Genomic DNA, 18,598 nt, shown 5'->3' on the forward strand with positions numbered 1-18,598 from the left:
AAATGTCGAGACAGATTTCCCAGATAATAGACCAGATGTGCGTGTGCGGCCCTCCGAAGACCAGTCGGTTGCTGAGTCCGGTCGGACGCCGGGTGGGGTGCGCTGCCGCTTTGGAGCTGATGTCACAAACGAATCAACTGCCGATGTCGCCAACGATTCAGCTCCACAGGCTCCGACTCGTGCCCTCCATCGCGTCCGCTGCCCCTGTGCGGTGTGAGCCCCACTTGACAGGACCGAAACAGAAGGGACCCGGGCTGGAAACTGCCCGACGGCACGCTTTCCCGACATGACAGACGGTGTGTGGTCGGCAACTCCACCGGGGCGGACGCCCCGGGAAGTGGCGACGCACTGCCCGTACTGCGCGCTCCAGTGCGGCATGGTGCTGCGCGAGGACGACACCGGGGTGACGGTCCACCCCCGCCAGTTCCCCACCAATCGGGGCGGGCTCTGTCAGAAGGGTTGGACCGCGGCCGAGCTGCTCGACCACCCGGAGCGGCTGACCACCCCGCTGGTGCGCGACCCGGCCACCGGTGAGCTGCACGCGGCGAGCTGGGATGCCGCGCTCGATCGGGTCGTCGGCGGCATCCGCGCCGTGCAGGACGACGCCGGCCGGGACGCGGTCGCCGTCTTCGGCGGCGGTGGCCTGACCAACGAGAAGGCGTACGCGTTGGGAAAGTTCGCCCGGATCGGGCTGCGCACGCGGCACATCGACTACAACGGACGGTTCTGCATGTCCTCCGCGGCAGCCGCCGGGATGCGCGCCTTCGGTATCGACCGGGGGCTGCCGTTCCCGCTCGCCGACCTGGGCCGGGCCGACACCCTGCTGCTGGTCGGCGCGAACCCGGCGGAGACCATGCCACCGCTGGTGCGCTGGCTCACCGAACAGCGCCGCAACGGCGGGCGCCTGATCGTCGTCGACCCCCGGGTCACCGCCACCGCCCGCCAGGCCGACCTGCACCTGCAACCGCTGCCCGGCACCGACCTCGCGGTGGCCAACGCACTGCTGCACATCGCCCTCACCGAGGGTTGGGTCGACCGGGCGTACGTGGCTGAACGCACCACCGGATTCGAGGCGGTCCGCCGCAGCGTCGCCGCCTGGTGGCCGGCCCGCGCGGAGCAGCTCTCCGGGGTGCCGGTGGGCGACCTGGAGGCGACCGCCCGCGCGTTGGGCACCGGCGGACGGGTGATCATCCTGACCGCGCGTGGCGCCGAGCAGCATGCCAAGGGCGTGGACACGGTCACCGCGTACGTCAATCTCGCCCTCGCCCTCGGTCTGCCCGGCCGTGCCGGCTCGGGGTACGGCTGCCTCACCGGCCAGGGCAACGGCCAGGGCGGGCGGGAGCACGGGCAGAAGGCCGACCAACTCCCCGGCTACCGGCGGATCGACGACCCGGCGGCCCGGGAGCACGTGGCGGGGGTCTGGGGGGTGCCGGCCGATGAGCTGCCCGGCCCGGGCGTGCCGGCCTACCAACTGCTCGACTCGCTCGGCACTCCGGACGGCCCCCGGGCGTTGCTGGTGTTCGGCTCCAATCCGGTGGTCTCCGCACCCCGGGCGACCCGGATCGAGGGCCGGTTGCGCGACCTCGACCTGCTGGTCGTCGTCGACCTGCTGCTCTCCGAGACGGCCGCGCTGGCGGACGTGGTGCTGCCCACCGCACAGTGGGCCGAGGAGGACGGCACGATGACCAACCTGGAGGGTCGGGTGCTGCGTCGGCGCGAACTGCGCCCACCCCCGCCGGGCGTCCGGACCGACCTGGCCATCATCTCCGACCTCGCGGCCCGGCTGGCCGAGGCCGAGCCAACGGGCGCCGACCAGGCGGGCACCGACCAGGCCAGAGTGCGACCGGAGGCCACCGCTGCGGCTCGGTTCCCGGCCGACCCGGCCGCCGTCTTCGCCGAGCTGCGCCGCGCCTCCGCTGGCGGGGCCACCGACTACGCCGGCATCAGCTGGGATCGGATCGACGCCGCCGACGGCGTCTACTGGCCCTGCCCGACCGAGGACGGGCCGGACACGCCACGCCTCTTCGCCGACCGGTTCGCCACCCCGGACGGCCGGGCCCGGTTCCACCCCGTCGACCACCGACCGGCCGCCGAGGAGGTCTGCGCCACGTACCCGCTGCATTTCACCACCGGCCGGGTGCTGGCGCAGTACCAGTCCGGCACCCAGACCCGCCGGGTGGGCGCGCTGCGCCGCGCCGCCCCGGAGGCATTCGTCGAGCTGCACCCCGACCTGGCCGCCCGGCTGGGCATCGACGACGGCGACCCGGTGCGGGTCACCTCGCGCCGAGGTGAGTTGCGCGCTCCGGCCCGGCTCAGCGCCGGGATCCGGCCGGACACCGTGTTCGCCCCGTTCCACTACGCGGGGCCGGGCCGGGCCAACTCGGTGACCAACGACGCGGTGGACCCGATCTCCGGGATGCCCGAATTCAAGATCTGCGCCGTCCGGGTGGAGAAGGCATGACCGCCCGGGTGGTGATCGTCGGAAACGGCATGGCGGGCGCCCGCCTCGCCGGCGAGCTGCACGCTCGAGCAGGGGACCAGAAGGTCACCGTGCTCGGGGCGGAGCCGCACCGCGCGTACAACCGGATCCTGCTCTCCACACTGCTGGGCGGCCGGATCGACGAACCGGACGTGGAGTTGACCGAGGCCGCCGGGCACGGCATCGACCTGCGCACCGGCGTACCGGTGACCGCGGTAGACCGGTCCGCCCGGGAGGTCCGCACCGACGACGGCGAACGAATCCCCTACGACCACCTGGTGCTGGCCACCGGCGCTCGGGCGGTGGTGCCGCCACTGCCCGGCCTCGACCCGGCCGACCTGCCGGAGCGGGTGATCCCCTTCCGGACCCTCGACGACTGCCGACGGATCCTCGCCGCGGCGGACGGCGCGCGCAGCGCGCTGGTGCTCGGCGGCGGGCTGCTCGGCCTGGAGGCCGCCCGAGGGCTGTCCGCCCGGGGTCTGGCCACCACCGTGGTGCACCCGAGGGGGCACCTGATGGAACGGCAGCTCGACCCGACGGCCGGTGCGGTGCTCGCCGGCACACTCGCCGGGCTCGGCGTCACCATCCAGCTGGCGGTGCCGGCGACCGGCGTGGCCGCGGACGCCGCCGGTGTTCGCCTCGACCTGGCCGACGGCCGATCGCTGCGCGCCGACCTGCTGGTCCTCTCCTGCGGCGTCCGCCCGGACACCGCCCTCGCGCAGGCCGCCGGGCTGACCGTGCGGCGGGGCGTGGTGGTGGACGACCGGCTCCGCACCGACGACCGGTCCATCTCGGCGATCGGCGACTGCGCCGAGCACGACGGCGTCCTCACCGGACTTGTCGCACCCGCGTGGGCCCAGGCCAGGGTCCTCGCCGACGTGCTGACCGGGACGGACCCGCTGGCCCGGTACCGGCCCCGACCGGTGGTGACCCGGCTCAAGGCCGCCGGGATCGACCTGGCCGCGATGGGCGACGCGGTGGGTGGCGGGCCGGACGAGGAGTTGACCTTCAACGACCCGACCCGGGGCACGTACGCCCGACTGCGGATTCGGGACGAGCGGTTGATCGGCGCGATCCTGCTCGGCGACAACCCGGCCGTCGGCACGGTGATCCAGCTCTTCGACCGTGGCCACCCGGTGCCGACCGACCGGCGGGCGCTCCTGCTGGGCCGGGCACTCGGCACGGTTGGTGCGGCTCCGGCCGCGTCACCGGCACTGATGCCGGACGCGGCCACGGTCTGCCAGTGCAACACGGTGACCAAGGGCGCGCTCGTACGCAGCTGGCGCTCCGGGGCCCGGACGGTCGATGCGGTGGTGGCGGCGACCCGGGCCGGCACCGGATGCGGTGGTTGCCGGGACGCGTGGGCGGCATCGTCGACTGGCTCGGCCAGGCGGAATCGGTGGAGGTGACGCGATGAGCGGCGGCGATCTGGTCGTCATCGGCAACGGCATGGTCGGGCAGCGCTTCGTCGACGCGCTGCGCGCCCGTGACCCACAGGGCCGCTGGCGGGTGACCGTGCTGGCCGAGGAGGGACGTCCGGCGTACGACCGGGTGCGGCTCTCGGCGTACTTCGACGGGGTGAGTGAGAGCGAGCTCAACCTGCACACACCGCACGACGGGGTGCGGCTGCGTCTGGGCGAGCCGGCCACCGCCGTCGACCGGGACAGACAGGTGGTGACCACCGCCGTTGGCGAGTACCGCTACGACATGCTGGTGCTGGCCACCGGGTCGTACGCGTTCGTGCCGCCGGTGCCCGGCGCGGAGCTGCCCGGGGTCTTCGTCTACCGGACTCTGGACGACCTGGCGGCGATCCGGGCGTACGCGCGGGGCCGGCGGGTCGGCGCGGTGATCGGCGGCGGACTGCTCGGTCTGGAGGCGGCGAACGCTTTGCGGCTGCTCGGCCTGAGCACCGACGTGGTCGAGTTCGCGCCCCGGTTGATGCCGGTGCAGGTGGACCAGGCCGGCGGGGCGATGCTGCGCCGCTACGTCGACGAACTGGGCGTACGGACCCATCTCGGGGTGGCGACCACGGCGATCCGGTCCGGCCCGGGCGGCGGCGTCGCAGCCTTGGAACTCTCCGACGGCGGTGTCATCGAGACCGATCTGGTGGTGGTGGCCGCCGGCATCCGGCCCCGGGACCAGCTGGCCCGGGCCGCCGGTCTGCCACTGGGTCCGCGCGGTGGGGTGCTGGTCGACGCGACCTGCCGCAGCGCCGACGAACGAATCTGGGCGATCGGTGAGTGCGCGGCGGTCGACGGCACCTGCCACGGCCTGGTAGCCCCCGGGTACGCGACGGCCGAGGTGGTGGCCGACCGGCTCGTCGGCGGTGCGGCGACGTTCCCGGGTGCGGACACCGCCACCAAGCTCAAGCTGCTCGGCGTCGACGTGGCCTCGTTCGGCGACGCGCACGGCACGACCCCGGGCTGCCTGGACGTCACGTTCACCGACCCGGCCACCCGGGTCTACGCGAAACTGGTCCTCTCCGACGACGCGCACACCCTGCTCGGCGGGGTGCTGGTGGGTGACGCCAGCGCGTACCCGACGTTGCGGGCCAGCGTGGGCGGCCCGCTGCCGGCCGCGCCACTGGCGCTGCTCGCCCCGGACGGCGGCGGCGCGGACGCCGGGGCGCTGCCCGCCGCCGCCCAGGTCTGCTCCTGCAACGCGGTGACCCGCAGCGATGTGGACGCCGCCATCGCCGAGGGCTGCGCGGACGTGCCGGCGTTGAAGGCGTGCACCAGGGCCGGCACCAGCTGCGGTTCCTGTGTTCCGACGCTGAAGCAGCTCCTGGACGCGGCCGGGGTGGTGCAGTCCAGCGCGCTCTGCGAGCACTTCGACGTCAGCCGGCGGGAGCTGTTCGAGATCGTCCGGGTGCGCGGCATCCGCACCTTCTCCCGGCTGGTCGCCGAGCACGGTCGGGGGCGCGGCTGCGACATCTGCAAGCCGGTGGTGGCGTCGATCCTCGCGTCGCTGGGCACCGGGCACGTGCTCGACGGTGAGCAGGCGTCGTTGCAGGACACCAACGACCACTTCCTGGCCAACCTGCAACGCGACGGCAGCTACTCGGTGGTGCCGCGGATCCCGGGCGGCGAGATCACCCCGGAGAAGCTGATCGTGATCGGCGAGGTCGCCCGGGACTTCCAGCTCTACACGAAGATCACCGGCGGGCAGCGGATCGATCTGTTCGGGGCGCGGGTGGAGCAGCTGCCCCAGATCTGGCGGCGACTGGTGGACGCCGGCTTCGAGTCCGGCCACGCGTACGGCAAGGCGCTGCGGACGGTGAAGTCCTGCGTCGGCGAGACCTGGTGCCGGTACGGCGTACAGGACTCGGTGGGGTTGGCCGTGACGTTGGAGCTGCGCTATCGAGGGCTGCGCGCCCCCCACAAGATCAAATCGGCGGTCTCCGGTTGCGCCCGCGAGTGCGCCGAGGCGCGCAGCAAGGACTTCGGCATCATCGCCACCGAGACCGGCTGGAATCTCTACGTCGGTGGCAACGGCGGCTTCCGGCCCCGGCACGCCGACCTGTTCGCCACCGACCTGTCCACGGAGGCGCTGATCACGCTCATCGACAGGTTCCTGATCTACTACATCCGCACCGCCGACCGGCTGCAACGCACGGCCGGCTGGATCGAGGCGATGGACGGCGGCCTCGACCACCTGCGCTCGGTGATCGTCGACGACTCGTTGGGGCTCTGCGCCGAACTCGACGCGGCGATGGCCCGACACGTCGCGTCGTACTCCGACGAGTGGCGCGACGTGCTGGACGACCCGGATCGGCTCCGCCGCTACACCTCCTTCGTCAACGCCCCCGACGTGCCCGACCCGTCGATCACCTTCGCCCGGGAACGCGGCCAGCCGGTGCCGGCGGGTGGCTCTCCGCCGACCCGACCACACCTGACCGACGGGCACCGCCGGCAACCGGTCGCGCTGGGCCTGCCGGAGGTGCGGCGATGACCCGCGCCGCCACGCTGAGCTGGACCGTCGTCTGCCCCCTCGACCGACTGGAACCGGACCGGGGCGTCGCCGCCCTGGTCGACGGGGCGCAGGTCGCCCTCTTCCGGACGGCGGACGGGCTGTTCGCCATCGACAACCGCGATCCGGTCTCCGGGGCGTACGTGCTGTCCCGGGGCATCGTCGGCAGCCGTGGCGGAGTGCCGACGGTCGCGTCACCCCTGCACAAGCAGGTGTACGACCTGCGCAGCGGGCACTGCCTCGACCTGCCGGGGGTGGCCGTGGCGCGGCACGATGCGCGTTGCCGCGACGGGCTGGTCGAGGTCCGGCTGCGACAGGAGGGTTGATGCGGGAGGAACTGGCCGGCTTCACCATCGGGGTGACCGCCGACCGGCGGCGCGACGAGTTGGCCGCGCTGCTCGAACGGCGGGGCGCCCGGGTGGTGCTCGCTCCGGCGTTGCGGATCGTGCCGCTGTCCGACGACACCGAGCTGCGCGAGGCGACCCGCGCCTGCCTCGACCAGCCGCCGGACATCCTGATGGCCAACACCGGCATCGGCATGCGCGGGTGGCTGGAGGCGGCCGAGGGCTGGGGGCTGGCCGAGCCGCTGCGCTCGGTGCTGGCCAGTTCGTACGTGGTGGCCCGAGGCCCGAAGGCACGCGGCGCGATCCGTGCGGCCGGGCTGCACGACCAGTGGTCGCCGGCCTCGGAGAGCTGCGACGAGGTGGTCGACCACCTGCGCCGGCGCGGCGTGGCCGGGCAGGTGATCGCCATGCAGCTGCACGGTGAGCGGCAGCCCGAATGCACACTCGCGCTGGAGGCGGCGGGCGCCACGGTGATCGAGGTGCCCGTCTACCGCTGGGCCCCGCCGACCGACCCGGCACCGCTGCACCGACTGATCGACCTGATCGTCGGCCGGCTGGTGGACGCGGTGACGTTCACCTCGGCGCCAGCGGCCGAGGCGCTGCTGCGGGCGGCCGGCGATCGCACCGAGTCGGTGCTGTCCGCGTTCCGCGGTGACGTCCTGGCCAGCTGTGTCGGCGCGGTGACCGCCGAGCCGCTGCTGCGGCACGGGGTGCCGGTGAGCGCCCCCACCCGGGCCCGGTTGGGGGCGCTGGTACGGACCATCGTCGACGAGCTGCCCCGCAGGACCGTGACGTTCAAGGCCGGCGGGCACCTGCTCACGCTGCGCGGACACGCCGCGGTGATCGACGGCGAGCTGCGGCCGCTCGCTCCCGCCCCGATGGCGGTGTTGCGGGCGCTGGCCCAGTCCCCCGGCCGGGTGCTGTCGCGCACGGCGCTGCTGCGGACGCTGCCCCGGGGCGCGGACGAGCACGCGGTGGAGATGGCCGTCGCCCGCCTACGGGCCGGCCTGCGCGCGCCCCGCGTCGTACAGACCGTGGTGAAGCGCGGCTACCGACTCCGCGTGGACTGACGTGTCACGGCCGACCGCTGCGCCGGCCGTGACACGACGGTTCAGCCAACCGGCGTGGGGAAGCCGCGCCCGTGCTCGGACTGGAGCCGGAGCATGGCGTGCTCGACCACCGTCACCAGCACCTGCTTGACCGAGTCCCGGTGCCGGGCGTCGGTCATCACCAGCGGCACCTGCGGCGAGATGGCCAGCGCCTCGCGGACCTCGTCCAGCTCGTACTGGGGAGCGCCGTCGAACCGGTTCAGCGCCACCACGTACGGCAGGTTGCGGTTCTCGAAGTAGTCCAGTGGGGCGAACGCGTCAGTGATGCGGCGCGTGTCCACCAGCACCGCGGCACCCACGGCACCCCGGATGATCTCGTCCCACATGAACCAGAACCGGGTCTGACCGGGTGTACCGAAGAGGTACAGGATCAGGTCCTGGGCCATGGTGATACGGCCGAAGTCCATGGCGACCGTTGTGGTCTCCTTGCCCGGCACCTTGGACGGGTCGTCGATGCCGACACCCGCCGCGGTCATCAACGCCTCCGTGGTCAGCGGTGTGATCTCGGAGATCGCCCCGACCAGTGTCGTCTTACCGACGCCGAAGCCGCCCGCGACGACGATCTTCGCGGAGACGATTCCCCGGCCCGGCCGCCCCCCAGCGGGGTCATAGCCTGCGAAGTCCACTTAGCACCCTTCCAAGCAGTTCCATCCGCTCCTCGAACCCCTCGGCGGGAGCAGCAGTGTGTAACATCAGCAGGCTCTCGGCCACCATGTCGGCGACCAACACCCGGGCGACGCCCAGCGGCATCCGGGTGTACGCGGCGATCTCCGCCAGCGACTGTGCTCGGCCCTCACAGACCGTGGCGATGCGGTGCTTGTCATGCCCGGCGAAGCGGGACTCGGCGACCTGGGTCGGAGACGCGGTGAGGACGGCCTCAAGGGCGATGTCCTGCCGGGGCTCGGTACGACCACGGGTGACCGCGTACGGACGTACCAGCGCTCCGCGCGGGTCAGCGCGTCGTTGGTCCATCCCCGATCACCTCCTCGTCACCTGCGGAGCCGGCCTGTACCGCCTCCCGTCCCTGCCTCGGCGCGCGGTCCAAGCGCCGCCTTCCGGTGCTACGAACGCACCGCGTCCCGCGGCAGCGGCACCAGCGCGGCACCCACCCGCTCGACCAGCAGCGCCATCTCGTAGCCCACCTGGCCCACGTCGCAGCTGCGCGCGGCCAGTACGGCCATCGAGGAGCCGTCGCTGATCGACATCAGGAAGAGATACCCGCTGTCCATCTCGATGACTGTCTGCAACACGCCGCCCGCGCTGAACATCCGGGCCGCGCCCTCGGTCAGGCTCACCACGCCGGAAGTGATCGCAGCGAGCTGGTCAGCCCGGTCCCCCGGCAGATCCCGGGAGGACGCGAGCAGCAGCCCGTCGGCGGACACCGCCACCACGTGGGCGATGCCCGCCACGCTGTCGGCGAAGTTGGTGAGCAGCCAACCCATGTCCTGCATGGCAGCTGGCCTGTTCATCGGCTCTCCTTGGTCGAGGTGCTGTTCAGGTCCGTTCCGGCCGTCCGACCACGCTGCACACCACGGTGGTAGGCCGACAACAGCCCGCGTACTTCATCAGGGGTCCGCCGGCTGCGGTCCCGACCGCTCTTCTGTTCGATGCCGCCGGGCACGAGCTGTGCCTGCGGCACCCGCTTGGGCAACCCGGAGCGGGTGGTCCCGGCGGGAGCCGGTTCGGCGGCCCGGCTGGCCCGTGACCAACCCTCGTCCGCCGCCGTCCGCCAGGCCTCGGAATCCCCGGAGGGCGCGTTGGGCACGGCGGCCGGCACCGGCCGGGCAGCCGGAGGCGGGGTGTACGACGGCGGTGTCGACGTTCCCGCGCCGAGCCCGCCGGCGGTCGCGGTGCCGCGACCCCCGGTGCCCGGCGTGGTGATGCCGTCGGTGTTGGAGCTGCCCGGGGTACGGGTCGGCAGCTTCGGTCGGGCCGGCGGCGCGGCCGGCACGGACGCGGCACTCGGGCGACCGCCGTTACCCGTGCGCAGGCCGGCGTCGGCCGGAGCCGCGGTGGTGGGCGGCGGTGGCTCGTCGAACTTGGGCCGGGTGAAGATCGCGGTGGCGTCGTCGCCGTGCGACCGGAACCAGACCGCCTCCATCTCCCGGAAGATCGGTGCCTCGGCGGGGAAGTCGGGCCGGGTGCTGACCGGTGCGGCGGGCACCGGTGGCGCGGCAGGTGGTGCCACCGCGCCGAGGCCGGCGACCGGCCCCACCGGCAGGCCCGGGCCGCCGCGCCCGTCCGCCGCCTCCGCGGCCGAGCCGCGTCGGGGCAGCGGGTCGATGGTCGGGTAGGCCACGGTCGGGCTGCCCATCGAGACGCCCGAGCCGTTGCCGTACGCGGGCTGCGCCGGCGGGAGCGGTGCGGCGGGTGCCGGGACAGCCGGTGCCGGTGCGGGTGGCGCCGTCGAGCGCATACCGCTGTAGCCGCCCGCCTGCACGGCCGGGGTGGTGTCCCGCGAGTCCAGCGGGGACTGCCACTGCGCGGGTGCCGGCGCGTTGGTCCGCCACTGGTCGGGCAGCGTCGCCGCCGAGGTCGTGGCACCGGCGAACTGCTCGGCGTGGCCGACCGGGGTGAGTGGCGTCTGCTCCACGGCCATCGGCTGGCGCGGCCGGGTGAGCACCTGATCGCGGCCCCGGTTGTTGGGCAGCACCACCGTGGTGGCGGGCAACGTCACCTGGGCGACGGTGCCGCCCTCCACGTTGCGGCGCAGCTCCACCCGGATGCCGTAGCGCACGGCGAGCCGACTCACCACGGCCAGACCCATCAGCCGGAACGCGGCGACGTCGACGCTCGGCGGGGCGGCCAGCCGGCGGTTGAGCGAGTCGAGTTGTTCGTCGGTGAGGCCGAGCCCGCGGTCCTCGATCTGGATCAGCACGTAGTCGCGGATCCGGCGACCGTCGGCGACAACAGTGGTGTTCGGCGGCGAGAACCGGGTGGCGTTGTCGAGCAGTTCGGCGACGAGCCGCACCACGTCGTTGACCGCGTGCGCGGCCACCGAGATGTCGGTGTCCACCGTGCCGAACTCGATGCGGTTGTACAGCTCCACCTCGGACTGGGCGGCGCGCAGCACGTCCACCACCAGAGCGTCCTCGCGCCGCGGTACGGCGGAGTCGGCACCGGCCAGGACCAGCAGGTTCTCGTCGTTGCGGCGCATTCGGGTGGCCAGGTGGTCCAGCTCGAAGAGCTGCGCGAGCCGCTTCGGGTCCTCCTCGCCGCGCTCGATCGCGTCCAGCTCACCGATCATCCGGTCGACCAGGGTCTGACTACGACGGGCCAGGTTGAGGAACATCGCCGAGACGCTGGTACGAAGCGCGGCCTGCTCGGCTGCGACCCGCACCGCCTCCCGGTGGACGACGTTGAAGGCCAGCGCCACCTGACCGACCTCATCGCGGTTGGTGAGCTGGATCGGATCCCGGACCTGGCGGACGATCTCTTCCACCTCGCCGTCGCCCACGCTGCCCATGTTCTGCAGCCGCCGCACCGCGTCGGGCAGGTCGTGGTTGGCCACCGAGAGGGCGCCCTCACGCAGCCGGCGCAGCGAGTGGTTGAGCGAGCGGGCCAGCACCACGGCCAGCGACACGGCGATGATCAGGGTCAGCAGCACCAGGATCGACTCGACCACGGCCTGCCGGATGACGTCCGAGCGGGCCTGGTCGGCCTGCTGGAGCAGCCGGTCCTGCAGTTGGATCTCGGCCCAGCGCATCAGGTCGTTCACGGCGCCGATGGCAGCGGTGGCGTCCTGCGCGGTGACCAGCGGGCGTTGCCCGACCGAGCGGGTGATGTCGGCGGCCACCCGGTCGGCCAGGCCGACCGCGTCACCGGAGACGGTGCTGTCGACCAGGGCGCGTTGCGCCGGGTCGGCGGCCAGGGAGAAGGCGACCAGGGCCTCCTGCTGGCTGGTCAGCGTGGCCACGAAGGAGGAGAACTGCTCCGAGTCGAGCTGGCCCGCCGTCAGCGCGGTGAAGGCGACCGCGTCCTCCTCCGCGACGGCGGCCTTGGCGCGGGCGAAGGCGGAGACCGCGCGGCGGCTGTCCGACAGGCTCTCGTCGCCGGGCAGCTGGGCCAGGCCGTCGCCGTAGGAGACCAGGTCGGTGAGGATGACTCCGTAGCGGAGCACCGCCTCGGCGACGGCCATCTGCCGGCGGTCCAACACTTCCTGGCGGGTCCCGTCCAGAGTGGACAAGTGGTCGTCGATGACGGCCAGCCGGGACCGCAGGGCCGCCGGCACCTCGCCGATCCGGCCCCGCTCGGCGCGGTACTCGTCCACCTGCTGCTGCGTCCGGCGGACCCGCAGGTTGTACGCGTCGGCCGGCTGCTGCGGAGTGGCCAGGTAGGCGGCTGCGGCCATCCGCTCGGCCTGGAGGTCCTGCGTGAGGGCGCTGACGTCGATGGAGAGGGCCGTCAGCGACCGGGCCCGGGTGGCGTCGATGGCGCCCTCGCCAACGGAGATCAGGCGGACCGTGGCCAGCGCGATCACCGCTGCCACCGGAACGACCAGGATCAGCGCCAGCTTGGACCGGATCCGGGCGTCCCGCAGTCGCGGCATCCGTCGGCGCGTGGGCCGACCGCTGTCGCCGATCGCGGGCAGGGTCGTCGGTCCGGTGCTCACGACATCGCCTCCGTCGTTTCTTCCCCACCTGACCCGCCGAGCCATGCCGTAGGCGGAGGGGACCACGCGCGGCACGGCCGCGATTTCATCAGAGAAGATCCTGTTTGGGAAGCCGCAGTGGGGTAGGAAACGGTCGGACGGAGCGCATCTCGTGATCCGGGCAACTGATACCTTCATTTCCGCAAGCCCCTGAACAGGGCATGTAACTCCAGAGTGGTCACGCGTGTGTGCAAAGTGAGCTTTTGCAAACATTGCGTTACCCCAGCATGTGGGATGGCCGTCCCGAAAATGCTGCCGGGGTCCGCGCTTGACCACAGCGCCGGCCATTGGCAAGGTTTTGCAGGCTTCGCGCACACCGTACGGCAGAGGAGATCCCGTCCTCCACTGAGGACGGATTAGCGGCGGTGACCGGGCAGCGCCCGCGCCCGCACCTGGAGGACTGAGTTGAGCCCCATCCGCTCCGCGACCATCGCGGCGCTCGCATCGGCCGTAGTGGCCACCACACTCACCGGCTGCCAATTTGGCGGAGCGGAGCAGGACACGAGTCCGATCGTGATCGCCGCCGACCTCGAACTCTCCGGCGCCGCTGCGCCGGTTGGCCGGACATACCAGCGGGCCCTGGAACTCAAGGTCGAGCAGTTGAACTCCTCCGGAGCACTGAACGACCGGAAGATCGAACTGAAGGTGAAGGACAACCGTTCCGACGCCGCCGAGTCACTTCGCAACATCGCCGACTTCAGCAGCGATTCCCGGGTCAGCGCCATCATCATGGGTGGCTGCAACGAATGCGCGGTCGGTGCGGTCGGGACCATCAACGAGAAGCGGATTCCCACCATTGCGCTCGCCGCTTCCGGCGCGATCGCCAGCCCGGTCGCGGAACGGCGCTACGTGTTCAAGCTGGGCCCGAACGCCCCGGACAGCGCCGCCGCACTGACCACGGAACTGCGTCGCAACAACGTGCGCAAGGTGGGGCTGCTCATCAGCGACGATGACTATGGCCGGGAGGGCGCGGCCGCACTCAAGAGCGAGTTGGACAAGGCCAGAATCACGCTCCGCCAGCAGACGGCCAAGACCACCGACACCGACGTCAGCCAGCAGATCCAACGGCTCGCGTCGGGCAAGCCCGACGCGCTCGTCTTCTGGACCCCGCCGGAGCAGGCGACACTGGCCGCCACCAGCACCCAGCAGACCACGTTCCGTGGGTCGCTCTTCTTCGACGCGGGTGCGGCCGGCGACCTCTTCCTCGGCGCCGCGGCCAGGGCGACCGAGCGGGCCACGCTGATCTTCACCCAGACGATGGTGATCGACGACGTGATCGCGACCACGCCGGCGAAGGCGGCGCGGCGGCAGTGGTTCCAGGACTACACCGCACGCTACGGCGGCTACAACGGGTCCTCGTCCTTCGCCGCGGACGCCGTCCAGCTGATCGCCGACGCCGAACTGCGCGCCGGCGGCCCGGTCGGGAAGGTCGACCGCAACGGCATCCGGGACGTGCTGGAGACGTCCCAGATGGATGGCCTGTCCGGCCCGATCCGAATGACGCCGGACAACCACAGCGGGTTGATGCCGCAGGCGCTCACCACGCTGGTCGCCCGTAACGGTCGGTGGCGGTTGGCGGGGTAACACGCTGGGTCAGGCTTGATCCCTGCGCCGGGCACGGTAGGCCACACCCTGTGCGTCAGCGGCGTCGATGGAAAGGGCCGGCCTCCTACTGGGAGGCCGGCCCTACGCGTTTCGAGCTTTGATCTTTCTTGGTTGGTCAGTGGCTGCTGGTGGTCTCCCGCACCCAGGGCAGCGCGATCCGCTCGATCAGCAGGAGCGCCGAGTAGAGCAGGATGCTCACCAACGCGACCAACATGATCGCCGCCCACGCGGTGGCGGCGTCGCCGACGCCCGCGTACTGCAGGATGATGTACCCGAGGCCGCTCTCGCCGGCCTGAAACTCACCGATCACCGCGCCGATCGCGGCCAGGGGCATGGCCACCTTGAGCCCGACGAAGATCTGCGGCAGCGCGGCCGGGAAGCGCACCTTGCGGAACGCCTGCCAGCGGGAGGCGTTCCAGGAGCGCACCAACTCGGCCAGGTCGGCCGGCGTGGTGGTCAGCCCGGTCGCGGTGGAGAGCACGATCGGAAAGAAACAGAGCAGGAACACCATGGTCAGAATCGGCTTCTGACCCCAGCCGAGCGCCACCACCAACAGCGGGCCCAGCGTGATCTTCGGCACCGCGTTCACCGCGACCAGCAACGGGGTGAACATCCGCTCCACCGTGCGGGAAGTCGCCAGGGAGAGTCCGATCAGGATGCCTGCGGCCACCGACAGGGCAAAGCCGAACACGATCTCCTTCAGCGTGGCCCAGGTGTGCTCCAGCATCTGGGCGGGCTTGTCGACGAACGCAATGAGGACGTCGCTGGGCGGCGGCAGGGCAAACGGGTGGACGAGCTCCAGCCGGGCGACCAGCCACCACACCGCCAGCGCGATCAGGAGGCCGGCCGCAGGCAGCAGCGCTACCCCGGCCCCGGCCCGGAGGCCGGCACCTCGACCCGCGCGCCCCGCCTCGGGGTCGGCACCCGGCGGTGGGGGTGCCGCAACCGCCGGGTCCGCTGACCGGACGTCGGTCATCTTGTCCTCCTCGAAATCCCACGGCCCCGGGGGCCGACGAGCGACGGGGGTACGCCCCACCGGAATCGGCGGGACGTACCCCCTGATGACGACCAGACGATCAGGCCTTCGGCGCGAGGCTGAAGTCGATGATCTGCTCGGGGGTGATGTTCTGCTTCAGCGCGCCAGCGCCCTGCAGGATGGCGATGCTCTTGGCGACCCGACCGCTGTCCAGGGTGCCGATCGCGGTGCCGGTGTTGCCGGAACGGACGTACGCGGCCATCAGCTCCAGCTCGGCGGCGGCGGCGACCGGGTTGGCGGCGTCGACGTTCTTCTTCAGGATCTCGCCGGCCTCCTTGGAGTTGGCCAGGCTGTACTCCAGGCCCTTGAGCAGCGCCGCGGAGAACCGCTTCACCATCTCGGGCTTCTCCTTGGCGATCTTCGAGGACGTGATCAGCACGTTGCCGTAGAGGTCCTGCATCACGTTGCTGTACGGCAGCATGACGGCCTTCTTCTTGGCCACCGCCTCGATCGTCGGCTGGCCGACGACGAACTGGCCGATGCCGTCCACCTGGCCGCCGGCCAGCGTGCCGATCAGGTTCTGCGCCTCACCGTTGACCCAGGTCACCTTGCTCGCGTCCACACCGGCGAGCCGGGCGTACGTCGGGAAGAGGTTGCGGACCACGGACCCGGGGGTGTCGGCGAGCTTCTTGCCCTCCAGGTCCTTCGGGGAGGCGATGTTCTTGCCCTCGACGGAGGCGATGCCCGCCATGGTGCGCTGCTGGATCGCGGCCACCACGGTGAAGTCCTTCGCCTGGCCGTTGCCGACCTGGAGCAGACCGCCGGTGAGGTCGATCGGGCCGAAGTCGGCCTGGCCACCGACGACGGTCTGGATCACACCACCGGTGCCCTGACCGGCCTTGATCTCGACGTCGAAGCCGGCGTCCTTGAAGAAGCCCTTCTCCTTCGCCACCCAGGCGTAGGAGTCACGGCCGAACTGGCCGAACGAGGTGAGGTAGGTCACCTTCTCCAGCGTCTTGCTGTCGCCGCCCTTGGCGTCGTCGGCATCCGACCCACTGCTGCAGGCGGAGACAAGGGCGAGGGCGGTGGCCAGCGCGGCCGTAGCGACCGTACGGGTCAGCCTTCTCATCAGTGCACCATGTCCTTTCCGACCGGGGCCGGCAGGCCACCGGAGGGGGTTGTCGTGACGGGCCGGCGGGAGGGGTCAAAGCCGGACGCCGCCGTCGTGAGGGGACTGTTCGCGGGCACAGCGTACGAGAAACCCACCTTTGTGACGCCAGGCGTATCGGGTTGCGGAACGGAAACAACCTGACGACCACCCCGGACGGTGCGATACACAGACAGGCCGGCTAGCCTTTGTCGGATTCCTGACCGTCCACTCAGCGGAGGTCCGCCGGAGATGATCCGACTGTCCGGGGTGTCCCGTACCTTCGAGGGCCGATCTGGCCGGGTAGAGGCGCTGCGGGGCATCGACCTCGACGTCGCCGAGGGTGAGTTCGTGGCCGTGCTCGGCCGCTCCGGCTGCGGCAAGTCGACCCTGCTGCGGCTGATCGCCGGGCTGCTTCCGCTGACCGCCGGTGAGATCACCGTGGCCGGTAAGCCGATCGTCCGCCCTCGCCAGGACATCGCCATGCTGTTCCAGAAGCCGGCGTTGCTGCCCTGGCGCACCGTGCTGGACAACGTCATGCTGCCGGTGGAGGTCTTCGGCTGGAGCCGCACCAAGCACCGCGAGCGGGCCCGGCAACTGCTCGACGTGGCCGGCCTGGCCGGCTTCGAGAAGCGACTGCCGCACGAACTCTCCGGCGGCATGCAGCAGCGGGTCTCGCTGTGCCGGTCGTTGATCGGTGAGCCCCGGGTGATGCTGATGGACGAGCCGTTCTCCGCGCTGGACGCGCTCACCCGCGAGGAGCTCTCCGGCGAACTCCAGCGGGTCCACATGGAGAACAAGCCGACCATCGTCTTCGTCACCCACTCGATCGACGAGGCGGTGCTGCTCGCCGACCGGGTGGTCGTGCTGAGCCCTCGCCCCGGCCGGATCCGCAAGGTGGTCGACGTCGCCATCCCCCGACCTCGCACCCTGGGCCGCAACGCCCACCTGGCCGATGTCGCCCAGGTCAGCGCCGACCTCCACGAGCTGTTGATGGAACGCGACCAGCCGGCCGCGGCCGGCGCGGAAAGACGATGAACATGCGGGTGTCGGTCTTCACCGAGCCGAACCGGGGCGCCAGCTACGACACCCAGCTCCGCTTCGCCCGGCTGGTCGAGGCCTGCGGCTACGAGGGCTTCCTCCGCGCCGACCACTACCAGTCGATGGGCACCGACCCGGGCCTGCCCGGCCCGACGGACGCCTGGCTGACCCTCGCCGCGCTGGCCCGGGAGACCGAGCGGATCCGGCTCGGCACCCTGGTGACGTCGGCCACCTTCCGCCTGCCCGGCCCTCTCGCGATGATGGTCGCGCAGGTCGACCAGATGAGCGGCGGTCGGGTCGATCTGGGCATCGGCGCCGGCTGGTACGAGCGCGAGCACCTCTCGTACGGCATCCCGTTCCCGGCGGTCGGCGAGCGCTTCGACCGGCTCGCCGAGCAGCTTGAGGTGATCACCGGGCTGTGGCGGACCCCGGCCGGCGAGACCTACAGCTTCACCGGCGACCACTACCGGCTGGTGGACGCGCCCGCCCTGCCCAAGCCGGTGCAGGTGTCCGGGCCACCGATCATCGTGGGCGGACGCGGCCCCAAGCGCACGCCCGAGCTGGCCGCCCGGTACGCCGACGAGTTCAACATGCCGTTCAAGTCCGTGGCGGACACCGCCGGGGCGTACGACCGGGTGCGTGAGGCGTGTGAGCGCACCGGGCGGGCGGCGTCCGGGCGCGAGCCGTTGGTGCTCTCCGCCGGGATCGTCGTGGCCATCGGCCGGACCGACGCGGAGGCGCAGCGACGGGCCGCGCCCCTGCACGAGAAGAGCGCGCTGCCGCCGGAGGACCCGGTGGTCGGCTCACCCGCGCAGCTCGCGCAGCGGATCGGCGAGTTCGCCGCGATCGGCGCCACCCGGGTCCACCTACGTCTGATCGACTTTGCTGACCTCGACCACCTTGAGCTGATCGCCGCCGAGGTGCTCCCCCAACTGGACGGACAACGATGACCGACGTGATCGACGGAACCGAGCTCGGGCCGGTGGGTCAGGAGATCGTGTACGAGAACGACCGGGTCCGGGTCTGGCACATCCGCCTCGAGCCGGGCGAGCGGCAACCGCTGCACCGACATGACCACCCCTACCTGGTGGTGGCGATCGAGGGCGCGAAGAACATCGTGCAGACCATCGACGGCACCCGCATCGACGCCGACGAGCCCACCGGCGGAGTGGTCTACCGGGACCCGGGAGCGGTGCACATGCTCACCAATGTCGGAGACACGACTTACGTCGCTCGGCTGGTCGAACTCAAGTAGACCGGGCCGGCGCGCCGCGCGG

Annotated in this window: 14 protein-coding genes and 1 pseudogene; 9 read left to right on the forward strand and 6 right to left on the reverse strand. The window is 71.8% G+C overall.

Annotated elements, in window-relative coordinates:
• The first annotated feature begins 286 nt into the window (after window positions 1-286).
• The 5 genes and pseudogenes from ABZS37_RS05445 to ABZS37_RS05465 all read left to right on the forward strand — a co-directional run bounded on the left by ABZS37_RS05445 (window position 287) and on the right by ABZS37_RS05465 (window position 7,862).
• Window positions 287-2,461 (forward strand): molybdopterin oxidoreductase family protein, encoded by a 2,175-nt coding sequence (locus ABZS37_RS05445; RefSeq protein WP_355165775.1) that lies wholly within the window; start codon window positions 287-289, stop codon window positions 2,459-2,461.
• Window positions 2,458-3,896, forward strand: a pseudogene (locus ABZS37_RS05450) (FAD-dependent oxidoreductase). Before ABZS37_RS05445 ends, ABZS37_RS05450 begins: the two are co-directional and overlap by 4 nt.
• Window positions 3,893-6,430, forward strand: coding sequence for a nitrite reductase large subunit NirB (gene nirB, locus ABZS37_RS05455; RefSeq protein ID WP_355165777.1), 2,538 nt, complete (start codon window positions 3,893-3,895; stop codon window positions 6,428-6,430). Before ABZS37_RS05450 ends, nirB begins: the two are co-directional and overlap by 4 nt.
• Window positions 6,427-6,774 (forward strand): nitrite reductase small subunit NirD, encoded by a 348-nt coding sequence (gene nirD / locus ABZS37_RS05460; protein ID WP_355165779.1) that lies wholly within the window; start codon window positions 6,427-6,429, stop codon window positions 6,772-6,774. Before nirB ends, nirD begins: the two co-directional genes overlap by 4 nt.
• Entirely contained in the window at window positions 6,774-7,862 is a 1,089-nt protein-coding gene (locus ABZS37_RS05465; RefSeq protein WP_355165781.1) for a uroporphyrinogen-III synthase, read from the forward strand. The genes nirD and ABZS37_RS05465 overlap by 1 nt, the downstream gene beginning before the upstream one ends.
• 41 nt (window positions 7,863-7,903) lie before the next feature.
• Here the strand turns inward: ABZS37_RS05465 and ABZS37_RS05470 are convergent, their stop codons facing one another.
• From ABZS37_RS05470 to ABZS37_RS05485, 4 genes are all read right to left on the reverse strand, one after another.
• Window positions 7,904-8,527 (reverse strand): ATP/GTP-binding protein, encoded by a 624-nt coding sequence (locus ABZS37_RS05470; protein ID WP_355165783.1) that lies wholly within the window; start codon window positions 8,525-8,527, stop codon window positions 7,904-7,906.
• Window positions 8,508-8,873, reverse strand: a complete 366-nt coding sequence (locus ABZS37_RS05475) for a DUF742 domain-containing protein (protein ID WP_204942071.1) — start codon at window positions 8,871-8,873, stop codon at window positions 8,508-8,510. Before ABZS37_RS05475 ends, ABZS37_RS05470 begins: the two co-directional genes overlap by 20 nt.
• Window positions 8,874-8,962: 89 nt before the next feature.
• Complete coding sequence (locus tag ABZS37_RS05480) at window positions 8,963-9,370, reverse strand: roadblock/LC7 domain-containing protein (RefSeq protein ID WP_007465177.1); 408 nt, start codon at window positions 9,368-9,370, stop codon at window positions 8,963-8,965.
• On the reverse strand, window positions 9,367-12,513 hold the full coding sequence (locus ABZS37_RS05485) for a sensor histidine kinase (protein ID WP_355165785.1): 3,147 nt from the start codon (window positions 12,511-12,513) through the stop codon (window positions 9,367-9,369). The genes ABZS37_RS05480 and ABZS37_RS05485 overlap by 4 nt, the downstream gene beginning before the upstream one ends.
• 444 nt (window positions 12,514-12,957) lie before the next feature.
• Between ABZS37_RS05485 and ABZS37_RS05490 the strand changes: the two genes are divergently transcribed.
• Entirely contained in the window at window positions 12,958-14,136 is a 1,179-nt protein-coding gene (locus ABZS37_RS05490) for an ABC transporter substrate-binding protein (protein WP_355165787.1), read from the forward strand.
• A gap of 136 nt (window positions 14,137-14,272) precedes the next feature.
• On the opposite strand, the gene ABZS37_RS05495 is transcribed toward ABZS37_RS05490, so the two are convergent.
• Entirely contained in the window at window positions 14,273-15,133 is an 861-nt protein-coding gene (locus tag ABZS37_RS05495; RefSeq protein ID WP_355165789.1) for an ABC transporter permease, read from the reverse strand.
• A gap of 100 nt (window positions 15,134-15,233) precedes the next feature.
• Window positions 15,234-16,262 carry an ABC transporter substrate-binding protein gene (locus ABZS37_RS05500; RefSeq protein WP_355165791.1) on the reverse strand — a complete coding sequence of 343 codons (1,029 nt, stop codon included), beginning with the start codon at window positions 16,260-16,262 and terminating at the stop codon, window positions 15,234-15,236.
• A gap of 270 nt (window positions 16,263-16,532) precedes the next feature.
• Between ABZS37_RS05500 and ABZS37_RS05505 the strand changes: the two genes are divergently transcribed.
• From ABZS37_RS05505 to ABZS37_RS05515, 3 genes are read left to right on the forward strand one after another with little or no spacing between them, the layout of a single operon-like run.
• Window positions 16,533-17,318, forward strand: a complete 786-nt coding sequence (locus ABZS37_RS05505) for an ABC transporter ATP-binding protein (protein WP_355165793.1) — start codon at window positions 16,533-16,535, stop codon at window positions 17,316-17,318.
• Between the two features lie 2 nt (window positions 17,319-17,320).
• On the forward strand, window positions 17,321-18,271 hold the full coding sequence (locus tag ABZS37_RS05510; protein WP_355165913.1) for an LLM class F420-dependent oxidoreductase: 951 nt from the start codon (window positions 17,321-17,323) through the stop codon (window positions 18,269-18,271).
• Window positions 18,268-18,576 carry a cupin gene (locus ABZS37_RS05515; RefSeq protein WP_355165795.1) on the forward strand — a complete coding sequence of 103 codons (309 nt, stop codon included), beginning with the start codon at window positions 18,268-18,270 and terminating at the stop codon, window positions 18,574-18,576. Before ABZS37_RS05510 ends, ABZS37_RS05515 begins: the two co-directional genes overlap by 4 nt.
• Window positions 18,577-18,598: the final 22 nt, after the last annotated feature.

The organism is Micromonospora sp. NPDC005413 (assembly GCF_040606435.1).
Lineage (GTDB): Bacteria > Actinomycetota > Actinomycetes > Mycobacteriales > Micromonosporaceae > Micromonospora.

Bases quoted from the DNA above. Each gene is read 5' to 3' on its own strand.
- ABZS37_RS05445 (WP_355165775.1), top strand. From the start codon at position 287: ATGACAGACGGTGTGTGGTCGGCAACTCCACCGGGGCGGACGCCCCGG.
- nirD (WP_355165779.1), top strand. From the start codon at position 6,427: ATGACCCGCGCCGCCACGCTGAGCTGGACCGTCGTCTGCCCCCTCGAC.
- ABZS37_RS05515 (WP_355165795.1), top strand. From the start codon at position 18,268: ATGACCGACGTGATCGACGGAACCGAGCTCGGGCCGGTGGGTCAGGAG.
- ABZS37_RS05510 (WP_355165913.1), top strand. From the start codon at position 17,321: ATGCGGGTGTCGGTCTTCACCGAGCCGAACCGGGGCGCCAGCTACGAC.
- ABZS37_RS05500 (WP_355165791.1), bottom strand. From the start codon at position 16,262: ATGAGAAGGCTGACCCGTACGGTCGCTACGGCCGCGCTGGCCACCGCC.
- ABZS37_RS05480 (WP_007465177.1), bottom strand. From the start codon at position 9,370: ATGAACAGGCCAGCTGCCATGCAGGACATGGGTTGGCTGCTCACCAAC.
- ABZS37_RS05465 (WP_355165781.1), top strand. From the start codon at position 6,774: ATGCGGGAGGAACTGGCCGGCTTCACCATCGGGGTGACCGCCGACCGG.
- nirB (WP_355165777.1), top strand. From the start codon at position 3,893: ATGAGCGGCGGCGATCTGGTCGTCATCGGCAACGGCATGGTCGGGCAG.
- ABZS37_RS05475 (WP_204942071.1), bottom strand. From the start codon at position 8,873: ATGGACCAACGACGCGCTGACCCGCGCGGAGCGCTGGTACGTCCGTAC.
- ABZS37_RS05495 (WP_355165789.1), bottom strand. From the start codon at position 15,133: ATGACCGACGTCCGGTCAGCGGACCCGGCGGTTGCGGCACCCCCACCG.
- ABZS37_RS05505 (WP_355165793.1), top strand. From the start codon at position 16,533: ATGATCCGACTGTCCGGGGTGTCCCGTACCTTCGAGGGCCGATCTGGC.